The organism is Virgibacillus oceani, assembly GCF_041521345.1.
Taxonomy (GTDB): Bacteria; Bacillota; Bacilli; order Bacillales; family Amphibacillaceae; genus Virgibacillus_N; species Virgibacillus_N oceani_A.
On record NZ_JBGOHB010000002.1, the window covers coordinates 79,262 to 92,329 of the forward strand.

At 38.6% G+C, this 13,068-nt stretch carries 13 protein-coding genes; 3 read left to right on the plus strand and 10 right to left on the minus strand.

Annotation, left to right across the window (positions count from 1 at the left end; translation table 11 throughout):
* Positions 1–29: 29 nt before the first annotated feature.
* Entirely contained in the window at positions 30–2,180 is a 2,151-nt protein-coding gene (locus tag ACDX78_RS02435) for a transglycosylase domain-containing protein (protein WP_486025056.1), read from the minus strand.
* A 257-nt stretch (positions 2,181–2,437) separates the two neighbouring features.
* On the opposite strand from ACDX78_RS02435, the gene ACDX78_RS02440 reads away from it, so the two are divergent.
* The gene (locus ACDX78_RS02440; RefSeq protein ID WP_486025058.1) at positions 2,438–2,941 is read left to right on the plus strand and encodes an antibiotic biosynthesis monooxygenase family protein; all 504 of its coding nucleotides are present in this window, start codon (positions 2,438–2,440) and stop codon (positions 2,939–2,941) included.
* A 282-nt stretch (positions 2,942–3,223) separates the two neighbouring features.
* Here the strand turns inward: ACDX78_RS02440 and ACDX78_RS02445 are convergent, their stop codons facing one another.
* From ACDX78_RS02445 to ACDX78_RS02475, 7 genes are all read right to left on the minus strand, one after another.
* Positions 3,224–3,703 carry a thioredoxin family protein gene (locus tag ACDX78_RS02445; RefSeq protein ID WP_486025059.1) on the minus strand — a complete coding sequence of 160 codons (480 nt, stop codon included), beginning with the start codon at positions 3,701–3,703 and terminating at the stop codon, positions 3,224–3,226.
* Entirely contained in the window at positions 3,703–4,137 is a 435-nt protein-coding gene (locus tag ACDX78_RS02450) for a disulfide oxidoreductase (protein ID WP_486025061.1), read from the minus strand. Before ACDX78_RS02450 ends, ACDX78_RS02445 begins: the two co-directional genes overlap by 1 nt.
* 178 nt (positions 4,138–4,315) lie before the next feature.
* The gene (locus ACDX78_RS02455) at positions 4,316–4,945 is read right to left on the minus strand and encodes a response regulator (protein WP_486025062.1); all 630 of its coding nucleotides are present in this window, start codon (positions 4,943–4,945) and stop codon (positions 4,316–4,318) included.
* A gap of 25 nt (positions 4,946–4,970) precedes the next feature.
* The gene (locus tag ACDX78_RS02460; protein ID WP_486025064.1) at positions 4,971–6,011 is read right to left on the minus strand and encodes a histidine kinase; all 1,041 of its coding nucleotides are present in this window, start codon (positions 6,009–6,011) and stop codon (positions 4,971–4,973) included.
* Positions 6,012–6,022: 11 nt separating this feature from the next.
* Positions 6,023–6,769 (minus strand): cell wall-active antibiotics response protein LiaF, encoded by a 747-nt coding sequence (gene liaF / locus ACDX78_RS02465; RefSeq protein WP_486025065.1) that lies wholly within the window; start codon positions 6,767–6,769, stop codon positions 6,023–6,025.
* A 5-nt stretch (positions 6,770–6,774) separates the two neighbouring features.
* Positions 6,775–8,013, minus strand: coding sequence for an MFS transporter (locus ACDX78_RS02470; RefSeq protein WP_486025067.1), 1,239 nt, complete (start codon positions 8,011–8,013; stop codon positions 6,775–6,777).
* Positions 8,014–8,095: 82 nt separating this feature from the next.
* Complete coding sequence (locus ACDX78_RS02475) at positions 8,096–8,740, minus strand: phosphatase PAP2 family protein (protein ID WP_486025069.1); 645 nt, start codon at positions 8,738–8,740, stop codon at positions 8,096–8,098.
* 173 nt (positions 8,741–8,913) lie between these two features.
* Here ACDX78_RS02475 and ACDX78_RS02480 point away from each other — a divergent pair, with 173 nt between their 5' ends.
* Positions 8,914–9,351: a ferritin-like domain-containing protein gene (locus ACDX78_RS02480; protein WP_486025071.1), complete on the plus strand. Its 438-nt coding sequence runs from the start codon at positions 8,914–8,916 to the stop codon at positions 9,349–9,351.
* Positions 9,352–9,488: 137 nt separating this feature from the next.
* Here ACDX78_RS02480 and ACDX78_RS02485 read toward each other — a convergent pair whose 3' ends face one another.
* Both ACDX78_RS02485 and ACDX78_RS02490 read right to left on the minus strand, forming a co-directional pair.
* A complete protein-coding gene (locus tag ACDX78_RS02485; RefSeq protein WP_486025073.1) occupies positions 9,489–10,700 on the minus strand; it encodes an ABC transporter permease in 1,212 nt (403 codons plus the stop codon).
* Complete coding sequence (locus ACDX78_RS02490; RefSeq protein ID WP_486025075.1) at positions 10,693–11,439, minus strand: ABC transporter ATP-binding protein; 747 nt, start codon at positions 11,437–11,439, stop codon at positions 10,693–10,695. Before ACDX78_RS02490 ends, ACDX78_RS02485 begins: the two co-directional genes overlap by 8 nt.
* Positions 11,440–12,486: 1,047 nt before the next feature.
* Between ACDX78_RS02490 and ACDX78_RS02495 the strand changes: the two genes are divergently transcribed.
* Positions 12,487–12,915, plus strand: a complete 429-nt coding sequence (locus tag ACDX78_RS02495; RefSeq protein WP_486025077.1) for an HIT family protein — start codon at positions 12,487–12,489, stop codon at positions 12,913–12,915.
* Positions 12,916–13,068 lie beyond the last annotated feature (153 nt).

Consider the following 13,068-nt stretch of genomic DNA (forward strand, 5'->3'; position numbering starts at 1 on the left):
CAAATGAGCCATTTCTCAAAACAACTCCGCTACCATGCAAAGGTAACGGATGGAGACCTTTGTCCTTCCTCTTTCGTTAAAGGGTTAAATGGTACAACATAGTAGCTTCCAGTATCAAATAATGCATGGTCGACAGCAAATTCTGTTTTCCCTTCAATTTCGCCGACACGTTTATCAATACCATCCCTTTCTTCATATATGCGATAAATAACCCTATCATCATTAGAACCGTGCCATTTCAACACACCTTTGACAAGAGAAAAACTGCCAAATGCATACGACGCTTCTACATCTGTAACTTCAGGCATTTCGATCGGTTTGGGCAGTTTATCCACATTTGCCGGTTTGGTAAAGCTGTCTGCCAGAGGCGCTTGTTTATCGATTTCGGTTAAAATTGCCTTTGTCAGCCTTGTAGGATATTTACTTCCGCCTGTCAAATAACGATTTTCATCGGACTTATCGTATCCTATCCATGAAGCAGTAATATATTCCGGTGTATATCCAGCAAACCAGGCATCCTTTGTCATTCCTTCTACAATAGGATGCTCTGTAGAACCTGTCTTTCCGGCCAATGCTTTTTCATAAATTCCTGCAGAAGCGGTCCCTTTTTCAACGGTTTCCATTAGTATCTCCGTCATGTTCCAGGCTACCTGTGGTGTAAATATTTCCGTTGTTTGTGGCTGAGCCTGATAAAGCAACTCATGTTCCTTGCTGTAGATCCGTTCAATTGTATAAGAATCTATCACCTCTCCGTATCTGGAAAAACCTGCATAGCTTTCCATCAATGTCTGTGGTGAAATTCCTTCCCTCAGTCCGCCTAATGCAATCGCTAGTCCATCATCATCTAAGTTAATGTTCATTTTTTGCAAATAATTTTTTGCATATGGAATGCCAATTTGATCCAAAAGCCAAACGGATGGAGCATTTTTCGAATACATTAGTGCTTCATATAAAGATACCGCCCCATCATAGGTATTTGTTGCATTTGCTGCTGCATAACCGCCATAATCACTTAATTGATCCGGTATAAGCGTATAAGGGGTGAAACGCTCATTGTGCATCATCGCAGGGCCGTATACAGCAATCGGTTTTATCGTGGATCCGGGCTGCTGGTTTACGGTGACTCGGTTCAAGTTACCGAGCTGATAGTTTCTGCCGCCAATAGCTGAAACAATTCTGCCTGTTTCCTGTTCCATCATAATGAAAGCACCTTCTGCACCTTCTATATTGCCTGGGAAATATTCATCATTTTGGAATTGGCTGTAAGCCGCTTTTTGTGCTGTTTCATCCATGTTTACGACTATTCGATATCCACCCCGTCGCAGTTCGTCCATTGACAATTGATGTTCTGCAGCAGCTTCCCTTATGACAAGATCTGTATAACTATCCAGCCATGGTGTTTCCTCTTTCTTTTGCAAATCAAGCCCAAGCGGTTTATATTGTTCATGTATTTTTTGTTCTGTAGAAATCACGCCGGTACTTTCCATAGCATGCAGCACCACATCTCTGCGCTCCAAGGCTTTTTCTGGATGTTCTATTGGTGAATAACCATTTGGTGCCTTTGCTAACCCTGCCAGCATCGCACCTTCAGCAACAGATAAATCTCTTGCTGTTTTGGAAAAGAAATAATTGGAGGCAGTTTCCACCCCGTATAACCCATTCCCAAAATAAATTTCATTTAAATATAGTTCTAAAATGTGATCTTTGGAATACTCCTGTTCCAGATATATGGCCGACATGACTTCTTTCGTTTTCCGCATCCATGTTTTATCATTGGTTAAAAAGAGATTTTTGGCAACCTGCTGTGTGATCGTACTGGCTCCTTCTACTTTTTCCACAGCTATAAGGTCCCGTGCAACTGCCCGTACTACAGACTTAAAATCAACACCCGCGTGATCGTAGAACCTTCTATCCTCAATGGAAATAACAGCCTGCTGGACATGGTCAGGAATTTGATCAATGGACAGAAGCGTACGGTTCTCATTATAAAGCTTTCCGATCACCTGACCTTCTCTCGTTTCGAATGTTGTTGCCGTGTCCAAAATCAGATCTTCTTCATCCACTACTAATCTTCCGCCAAATAAAATAAAAGAGAATCCTATGATACCAAGGAGTAGGATTGAACTTATACTATATATAATCCATTTCACTTTCTTCGATAGATTAAAATACTTTTTCATTTTTATATGTTCACCTCTACACAATGTATTATACGATAGATAAAGAGAATCTTAAAGTTGAAACTTCAGTTAGTAGGAGGTTCCCTTCCTCTACTTTCAGTTTTTAGCTTCTCATGCATAGAGGCGGGGATATTACAACTGTGAATGTATGACAAAGTGACAAATATGCCATCTGAATGATTTAAGTAAATATTTGACTGAACCCTGCTTTTGTAAGGTACTATGATAATAAGAAAGAAATGAGAGGAGTTTTTAATTTGAAAGCTTATATGACAAACGGTACTTCGGAATTTTTAATGAAACTTCGAGATAAACACCCAGCAATAGAATTTCATCTTATGACTAGTTCAAGCGGAGCACTTGCTTATTATGAAGGGGAAAATAAAAAGGTGTTTTCTGCAGGACGCGAGTATGAAGCATTGATTCAAACAGGTACGTTAAAGGAAGCGGGATATGTTGTTATGAATAATATTCCTGTAACCGACGATGGAAGAGCACCTTTTGAAGAAAGGTTTAAAAACCGTAAGAATGCCGTAGACAATATGCCGGGATTCCAGGCATTTCGCTTTTTAAGACCGAAAAAAGGAAATACATACGTGGTGATGACCCAATGGAGATCTGCAAGTGATTTTGAAAACTGGAAGGAATCCGATCAGTTTAAAAAAGCCCATAAAGATCAGGCAGCAAAACCGCCTGCCTATTTTGCCGACAGACCATTTATCACCGCTTATCACATGCTGGAGGAAGAGGAATCAGAATGAATTTCACTCAGGTTTAAGCGAGAGTAATCACCCGAATTTGCGGGATGATGCATCCAATAATTTCCTCAATGGATGTCATTGGAATAAATTAGGAAATGACAAATTATAGAACACACCTATGGTTTCTCATTTTGCTGAAGATACGAAATAACATTCCATTGAACCCTAAGGTGCGTAATTGAACTACCATAAGATCACGTACCTATTATGATTCTCTATTACCTGAACAACAACAAACAAGCCATTAGCCCCACATTGCTAATGGCTTTATTTGTCATTCCATTAATCGTTCACAAATTCATCAAAGAATGATTGGAATTCTTCTTCCGGGCGCTGTCCAACAATGCGTGCAACTTCCTCACCGTCTTCATAATGAATGAGTGTTGGCGTTGATTCTATGGCATATTGCCTTCCTTCCTGACCAAACTCCAATAAATTGAATTGCTTCATATCTATATCATTTTCTTTTGCCAACGGCGCTAAATACGGCGTTGTTTCTACACAAAATTGGCAGGTTGGACTAAAGAAATAAACCGTAACATCTTCCCCGTTATCCATCTGTTCACTAAGGTCATCCGGCAATATTATATTGTCATAATTCGGATCCCCCAGCTGATCAATGGTTGGCTGCTCCAGATTTGTTGTTCCATATGGGTTATCATTATCTTCCATTGCTTGATTGTTCTGGTAAGTAACGACAAAGAATAACGCGCCAAATAATAAAACAATTACTCCAATAAAAATAAAAACTTTCTTTTGCACTATCTATTCCTCCTTTGCTCTTTCAATAAGAGCAGATGTAATATAAATATGATCATAAAGGCAGTACCTGCTAGAAATGGTATTGTAATAAAGTCTAGATAATTTACATACTGGAAATTACATGGAACGAGTCCGCATGCATCCCCTGCTGCCTGTAATGCCGGCAGTTTCTGCACCAAATAGTGATAAATGGAAACAAGCATCCCGATTCCGCTTAATATTAAACCAGGTAGTGCAATAGATATTTCTTTTTTAAACATAGCGACACCATAAATGACAACGAGCGGATACATCAATATCCGTTGTATCCAACACAGTTCACAAGGCGCGTAACCCAAAACCTCCGAATAGAACAGACTGCCAGCTAATGCAATAAAAGCCTGCGCCCAGATCAGCATTAGCAGATTTTCTGCCCGCTTCGTCAAATTTGACATAGGCAAGATTCCTCTCTATACGTGTACATTAATATTATACAAACGATACGAAGAAAAAACAAAGGCCTTGCCCAAGTCCAATGTTACATTTTGGTGAACAAGCCCCCAGACACTATTTTTATTATACAAGGTTACATTTAGTAAGTAAAAAATTTTTTCTTATGAGGAATTCAGTCATTCATCCAATCAGCTGATTCTTATGTGCATAAACTGCCGCCTGTGTCCTGTCATGAACTTCAAGCTTGGATAAAATATTGCTTACATGTGTTTTCACTGTTTTAATACCAATATAAAGTTTTTCACTTATTTCCTGGTTGGTCATTCCGTTCCCAATGCAAATAAGTACTTCCAGCTCTCGTTCTGTTAAATCTTCATGCAACTTTCTTTTTTCCTGACGAAAATTAGTCATCATTTTACCCGCTACTTTTGGTTCAATTACATTTTCTCCATCAGCCGCTTTTTTAATAGCACCTGCAATTTCGGTTGCAGAGGAAGTTTTCAGGATATAACTGAATGCCCCGGCTTCAATTGCCGGAAAAACCTGTTCGTCATCATAATAGCTGGTAAGAATAATGATTTTGCATTCCGGATATTTTTCCATAACCTGCTTTGTCGCATCAATCCCAGTTCCATTTTCCATAATTAAATCCATCAATACGACATCAGGCTGTTTTTCAATAATCAGGGCAGCCCCGTCATTCCCGCTTGAAGCTTCTCCAATCACATCAATGTTATCTTCTGTTTGCAAATATGCGATAATCCCCTTCCGTACCACGTCATGATCATCCACGACAATAACTCGAACCATGTTCCCCACTCCCTATAATTTTCATTTACATTGGAATACGTATGTCAATATACGTTCCCTCATCTTTATTCGTACGTATCGTAAACCTGCCCCCAATTTCCTCCGTTCTCTCACGCATTGTTTTCAATCCGTAAGAAGCTTTTTTGCCGGAATCTTCTTCCATATCGAACCCTTTACCATTATCCCGGATATGTAAAAACAACTCTTGCTTCCTAGTAAGAAATTCAATTTTAACCACAGTTGCATTGGCATGTCGCAAAATATTGGAAAGTGCTTCCTGTACGATGCGAAATACATGTTCTTCCACTGTTTCCGAGAGCATCAGATCTGATTCAAGCCCCAGCTGGAATTCTATCTGGCTTTTTTGTTTCAGTTCTTCAACAAGCTTCTGGATCCCCGTTGGAAGTGAATCTCCGGATAATTGTACAGGTCTAAGGTGTAAAAGCAACGCACGCATTTCCGTCTGGGTTTGTGTACCCGCTTTTACTACATCTGTCAATTGCTCCTTTGCTTTTTCAGGGTTCTGTTCAAATTGCTTCAGTGCCGCTTCAGACATCATTGTCAAGGCGAAAAGCTGCTGACTCACGGCATCATGCAAATCACGCGCCAGCCGCTGCCTCTCTTCAATTACAGCTGACTTATGCGCACTTTTTGCCAATTCCGATTTTTCATCCGCCATTCGCTGCAGGGATTTTACCTGTTCTTCCAATTTTTCTCCCAGTTCATTCAGCTCATCACCGATTCTGGTAATCTCATCGCTGTCCTCCACATAGTTCAGCCTGGAGGAGTATGTGCCATTAGCAAAATGTTTAATCACAACAGAAATACCGTCCATCTTTGTTTTCAGGTTTCCGCTTGTGGTAAAACCTGTATATATAGCAATTATGATTCCTAAAACGATATATAATGATATAAATAAAAAGATACTGCCAGCTGTCAGCCATTCCGGACTAAAAAGTACATAAACAGTTAAAAGAATCGCCAATATCGTCACCATAGTAATAAACCATCCATTTAAGTGGGAACGGATAAACAGAAATCGTATACTTGAAAATCTTTTTTTCATTTTGTACCCCTCTATGCCTGGTCGATTCGGATCGATCCGGCTTTTAATTTAATGGTAAAGTCTATTTTTTGTACCGCGGATTTATAGTTGATTGTTTCAAATTCCAGTGACCGCTGTAATCCATCCTGCCGCTGGCCGACTATTTCAATCTCTCCTGCCTTTACCGATGCTTCCACCCGAAATTCCACATTTTCCGGCATAATAATGTTTACATCCCCCGCAAGTGATTTAATCATGATCGGAATCTCTTCTTCAGGGATAAAAGCTTTGGTAAAATCAAAATAAAAATCTCCGGCCATATGACTTACGTTCATCGGCTTCACTTTCCAATTAGGCTCATTATATTCATGAGAGCCAACCATTGATTTATTAGGATTGTAATATTCCTTCTTTCCATCATTTTCTCTCACAACAACAACTCTATTCGATGATATTCCAAAAATCAAAAAGCCGATATAAATGATTAATAAAGGCCATAATTTTAATACATCTCGAAAAGCAAAGGAGACTACATCAAACCGATCCAACAGCAATAATGTGCCTAAGATCAGAAAAAATGATCCAAAGACCCAGCTCCCTCCTTTTTTCCTTAAATAATAGATCAGCCATTTCAAACCAATAGCCACGAAAAATATAGGGTAAATATATACCCATGTCAAGCCGAAATCAGAACTAACTATATCCAAATTAGTAAGTACAAGCATAATTCCAATAATTATTAGAAATACCGCCAGGAAATAACGAAAAATTCTTTTCAATTTTTTCACCCTTTATGATATGCTAATATCTTTTTGTTTTTCAGGTTAAATAAGGCAATGAATGTAATAATTATACCACTAATTATAATAATGGTTTGCATTTTTATTCCAGCAGCAATTAATAATGAAGTAACAACATAGGACAATGGTATTAAGCCTGTTGAAACTGTCATTAGAAAGCTCATCATCCGGCCAAGCATTTGTTTTTCTGTTGTTTTCTGCAGTATTGTTATTAATGGGATGTTGATAAATTGCAGTACGAATGCCATGACAAGTACTAGTCCTGCAGTAAGAAAAAGATTAGCTGAAAAGCCTGTCAATGTGTAAAGGACACCAAGTATGATTAAACCGCCGATCATTACCACACCAGGCTTTTTTAACGTAATGACAGCAAGCATAACGGCGCCAAGCAGCGCGCCGACACCCAGTGATGTCTGGACAGTTGCCAAGCTAACAGCACTTCCCTGGAAAATATCTTTAACAATTATCGGCATACCTATCGTAAATGGCCCAGAAAAGAAAAAATTTAAGAACAGAGCCATGAAAATGATAGAAACAATCAGTTCATTTTTCCGAGCATAGGCGAATCCTTCCTTTAAGTCCATCCAAGCTGACTTTCCGGATTCTTCCTTATTATCTTTTTCCAGCCGAATAAATAACACGAGTACAGTTGCAATTAATAGCATACTGCATGCTACTGTAAAGACCCCCGTAAAACCCAGCACAGCAATCAATGTCCCTCCCAACGCTGGCCCCAATATAGGACTGATCTGGTTTGTCATCTGAATCAATGAATTCCCGCGCTGTAATTGATCTTCTTCCAATAATGCCGGGGGCAATGAATTAATGACGGGATAACTGAATGCATCCGAAATGCCAAAGAAAGCTGCTAGTGTAATTAAATGCCAAACTGCGATAGAATCGGTAAATAATATAATGACGAGTATCATTAACAACATTGCACGAAACAAGTCAGATAAAAAAAGAATTGTTCTTTTATTAAAACGGTCGGCAATGATTCCTCCTGCAGTGAGTAAAAGGAGTCTTGGGAGTGCGGCAGCCAAAAACAGCATCCCAAAATAAAAGCGATTATCACTCATCGAAAGCATCAGCCACTCTGCACCGATAAGGTATACAAAATATCCAGGCGAAGAAAACAAAGCACTTACGAATAAAAAAAGGTAATTACGATTTTTAAATACAGGAACTTTTGCTTCCTGTTCATTTGGTACTGATGTCTCCATCTTAATACCCCTCTCAGTTTGTCTTACATTTATATTACTTTGTGACTAAACCGAGAGAAACCAACTGAAGATTGCTTTTATCTCAGTCTCTAGGCTGAGATTGCCACCTGTGAAGCGCTTCATACAAGTAAATCAAGCCGACAAGTAACAGAAAACCGGTAACAAAGCCTGCAACAACATCTGTCAGAAAATGTACGTTTATGATGTAACGGCTAATTCCGATTAATAATATAAGCAGCGCAAAAAAGATGTGAACAGCTAATTTCACCCTTGCCGAGGTTATTTTTTTGGCAATAAAATAAGCCAATAAACCGTAACAAACCATGGAGACCATTGCGTGTCCAGAGGGAAAACTATGACCTTCTGCATTGGCAGCCTCATAAATGCTCGGCCGCTCCCTTTCCACAAGATGTTTAATCAGGATATTTAATAAATGAGAAAGCAACGTACCACCAGAAAATATCAAAGCAGGAAGCCAATTTTTAAAAACAATCCATATAATGATCCCAACGGTAATAGTAAATGGTACGAGAAACCATTCAGAACCTAACTCTGTTATATAACGAAAAAAAGTGTAAATAAATGTATCACTAAACAGTTCTACTGGTTCCCTCGTCCATAAATCAACATAAGGCATCCTCCCCTGCAAAATATGAACAACCCATACACCCATCATAAACAAAACAACAAAAAGTAAAATAAATATAATCCAATAATTTCGCTTCATTTTAGAACTCTCTGCCTCCTTGCAACACCGGGACGGTTCTTTTCTTCCATAAAGCTGAATTTTCCGGTAATTAACCGAAAGACCTATCCCGCTGTTTTATTTTAGTTTTAAAATAAACAAACGGGGAACTTACATCTATATGAATAGAATAAATGAGAAAGGCGGTTTTAACAATGGATAGAAATGTACAGGATTTAATTGATGGACTAAATGAAGACTTGGCACATGAATATGGTGCAGTCATTCAATACACTTATAGTGCTTCTGTCGTGTCCGGTTTATATCGTTCAGCGCTGAAACCTTTTTTCGAAGCAGAAATAAGTGATGAACTGGGGCATGCATTATATTTATCAGAAAAAATCAAGTCACTCGGCGGCACACCAACGACAAAAACTGCAGATGTGCCCCAGCCGACAGAGGTAAAAGACTTACTCGAAGCAACATTAAAATCAGAATCAGCTACGATCCACCGTTATGAAAAGCGAAAAGAACAAGCAGAAGCATTGGGATATACAGAGCTTGTGGTGAAACTGGAAGACTTGATTTCCGATGAGACACATCACAAAGAAGAAATTGAACGGTTACTTGCAGATCCCAGGCTTTCATCATAGGAAACTCAGGCTTTATCTGTCTTTCCTTAGAGCAGAATGGAAGTTTTTATTACGGTTGGACGAGCATTCCGCACGACTTTCACAATTAAATACAAACCCTTCAAGACTGTTTTTCTTGAAGGGTTTTTGACGCGGCTTCAGACAAGCTTCCTTTTTACATATCCATTAATAAATAGGTAATTAAAAATGACCCCTGCAACAAGCATTACAGCGAACGCTACATACAATTGCATCACCAAAAACAGAATTGAAAATATGACAGCTTGAATTAATGTTAATTGAAACAATAGATTGATCAATGATTTTTGCCTTATGGTCAAATCAACCGGGTAAAGATCCAGCCACATAATAGTCCGGTGATGTTTGTAAAGACTCATCATCTGAAAACTACTCAAATATAAAAACAAAACCCCCAATAACACCTTTAAGATAACATTCGGAACGTAAAAAATAGCTATCAGCCCAATGAGTATTAACCGGAAATACATTCCGAGATAATCCCCGCTGCGAATAAAGGTAATCCGATATAAGTAGTCATAAGTATGCTTTTTCAAAAAAGGCAAATTGCTGAAGAGCGATACGAGCCACGCTCGCTTTTTTATCGGTGTTTTTAAATGTGGTACATCCGCGAACATATTGGCAAGCCGGTAAAAAGCCTGCATACGCATATTGTCTTTTTCCACCAAAAGACTCCAATGAATACCCGCTTGCTTTCTAGATATAGAATAATTATATAAAAACACAATAGCAAAAAGCACCGTGGCTATTCCTGCCAACAACATATTGCCATTCACCATAAAATAAAAAACAGCAACATTTAATACCACGCGGACTGCCATATCCACTTGTCTTATCCACGGATCTCTTACTTTTAGCATCCACCAGTTTGCAACCAAATTGCCAACTTTAAAAATAAGCAAAACAGCTATCGTCAGCAAATATACATTGCCCGTCCGTTCCGGAAAAGTCGCAAAATATAATGGCCCCAGTGCGGCTGCTATTAGGAATACCACATACAATTGAATGAGAAAACTGTAAATTAGCCCATTCCGGAAATAGGCATTCATTTTACTTTCAGCCGCTATTAAAAAAACGAGGTCAGGCTCTCTTAAAAGCGTACGTACAGGACTATAGCTTGCAATTAAACCAAAAGCACCCCCAATAATAATCGAAGCCGGAAAATTTTCCGGCAGATCGGCTAAGGCCTGCTGGTAGTAATATGCTAAAACCGCAATGAAAAAAAACATGGCGATCATCAGATGCCCATTAAATATATAGCGCAAATAACGGCTTGTCTCTTTTAAGTGCTCCGAAATCCTTTTTTTATAAAATGCATGGGAGTCAAACATGGCTATCTTCTTCCTTTGTCAGCTGCACATATAAATCGTCCAAGGTGGCTTCAGGCATATGAAAGTTTTTTCGTAATTCTTCCAAGGTTCCCATCGCCCGAATTTCCCCTTCATGCAAAATAACAAATCGGTCACAATAGCGTTCGGCCGTTGCCAGAATATGCGTAGACATGAGAACACCGGAGCCATTATTTTTCATCTCATCCATCATTTGTAAATATGATTGAATCCCTAATGGATCCAGGCCGACAAAAGGCTCATCAACAATGTATAACGGCGGTTCAATTAAAAAGGCACACATGATCATCACCTTTTGACGCATCCCTTTGGAAAAATGGACTGGAAACCAGTGCAGTCTTTTCTCCATACGGAATTCCTTTGCTAGTATTTTCACTCTTTTTTCATAAGTTTCTTCAGGAATTCCGTAAGCCATCGCTGTCAAACGAAGATGTTCATGTAACGTTAACTCATCATATAATATCGGCATTTCTGGAATATAGCCAATTTGGGCTCGATAAAATTCCGGATTTTCTTGAAAGGCTTGTCCATTTACAGCTACTCTGCCTTTTTTAGCTTGCATTAATCCGATGACATGTTTAATGGTCGTACTCTTCCCGGCCCCGTTTAAACCAATTAACCCTACAATTTCTTTTGGTTTTACATCAAAGGAAATACCATGCAATACATTTTTATGGGTATAGCCGCCATGCAAATTTTCAATATGTAATAGTGGTTCCAACACTGTACACCTCTTTCTAGTCATTAATTTTACCATTAAAAATGGAGAAAACCAAAATATACCGTAAACAAAAAATCGACAAAAATTTTATATCCTCATGTATATTATTATAGCAAAGGACACAAACTACATAATGAAAAGCGGAGATGCACCAAACGTGTTAAATCACAAAATGAGGTGTTAGCGATCGGCAACTAATGAAATTTCGTGTATATTTACACAAATGTGGTGTTAGTGATCGATATTCTAATATAAGTTTTGTAAATCACATGGAAGGTGTTTAAAGAAAACGAATCTAATGATTAAAACCCTTTTGCCAGAACATGACTCACCGAAATGAGTTACTGACAAAAAGGTTTTTGTAATCATAAGGTTAAATTGCGTAAAGTAACTTAATCATATAGATTACCAAGTCCCCAACATTAGGTTATTTCCGTCATCTTCGCTTTTCACTCAGGCTGGTCCATTGGGCCAGTCCTGTTTTTGTTTTTTTAAAAAGTATAGCTGCGAACAACAAGTTCTGGAAAGAGGAGACAGCCTTCCATTTCAACAAAATTCGGGAAGTGACAGTGCTCAACCCAATCAGCACTTCACCCCAACATTTTCCCAATCACCTTCTTCGTCAAGTTCGGCACCACTTCAAAAGAATACGTCATTCCCGCCCTTTCCAGCCGTTTATGCGTGTCCATGCCATATGGGGCCAATATTGATCATTGGTCAGTCAATTCCCGAACAGCATCATATTCCACATAATGTTTCGTACCCCAGGCAGGGTTGTTGTCAGCTATCGCCTGAATACCGTCCTCATCATCATTGATCGCTACAAAAATTATGTCATAAATATGCGGGAAAAAGTTCCGGCCACGATTCGTATTTAAGCATATAATAAAAAAAGCAATTATCCATGGTTAATGCTTTATCATTAATCTTATTTTCTAAAAGTCGTCTCTAACCTGTATATAAAATCTCCATAAAACACAGATTGCTTTACTTTGAAGCTGATTTCTTTATACAATGTAGACAAACTGATAGGGAGTGGTGATTATTTTGGCACATGAGGATTGTATTTTTTGCAAGATCATCAATGGTGATTTACCTTCCGCGATGGTCTATGAGGACGAGCATGTTTATGCTTTTCTTGATTTAAGCCAGGTTACAAAAGGACATACGTTGGTAATACCAAAAACACATACGAAAAATATTTATGAAACCCCTCCAGAAGTGGCGAAAGAGTTGTTTGCCAGAATCCCGGATATTGCAAATGCTGTAAAGGAAACGTATAAACCAGTCGGCATGAATTTATTAAATAATAATGAAGCACCGGCAGACCAATCCGTTTTTCACCTGCATATCCACATCATCCCGCGCTACGGAGATGGAGATGGATATTCGTCTAATTGGGTTACCCATAATGACGAGTACACACCAGAAAAATTACAGGAAATGGCTAAAGATATAAGTGCGCATATCAAATAAGGAATAAAATCAGCAAATTTTCTTGATTTTCTTATTAAAATCTAAATGAAAGCTTTTTATTCTCTATCGTATCTGTTATAATAATGATAAGTTTTCGCGGCTGACAATGAGTGTACAGTTGGAAAATGAATCTTCCGCTTCTTGACAAGCGGT

Excerpts from the sequence above, each read along its gene's own strand:
- ACDX78_RS02435 (WP_486025056.1), bottom strand. The coding sequence starts at position 2,180 with ATGAAAAAGTATTTTAATCTATCGAAGAAAGTGAAATGGATTATATAT.
- ACDX78_RS02450 (WP_486025061.1), bottom strand. The coding sequence starts at position 4,137 with ATGTCAAATTTGACGAAGCGGGCAGAAAATCTGCTAATGCTGATCTGG.
- ACDX78_RS02455 (WP_486025062.1), bottom strand. The coding sequence starts at position 4,945 with ATGGTTCGAGTTATTGTCGTGGATGATCATGACGTGGTACGGAAGGGG.
- ACDX78_RS02460 (WP_486025064.1), bottom strand. The coding sequence starts at position 6,011 with ATGAAAAAAAGATTTTCAAGTATACGATTTCTGTTTATCCGTTCCCAC.
- ACDX78_RS02470 (WP_486025067.1), bottom strand. The coding sequence starts at position 8,013 with ATGGAGACATCAGTACCAAATGAACAGGAAGCAAAAGTTCCTGTATTT.
- ACDX78_RS02475 (WP_486025069.1), bottom strand. The coding sequence starts at position 8,740 with ATGAAGCGAAATTATTGGATTATATTTATTTTACTTTTTGTTGTTTTG.
- ACDX78_RS02480 (WP_486025071.1), top strand. The coding sequence starts at position 8,914 with ATGGATAGAAATGTACAGGATTTAATTGATGGACTAAATGAAGACTTG.
- ACDX78_RS02485 (WP_486025073.1), bottom strand. The coding sequence starts at position 10,700 with ATGTTTGACTCCCATGCATTTTATAAAAAAAGGATTTCGGAGCACTTA.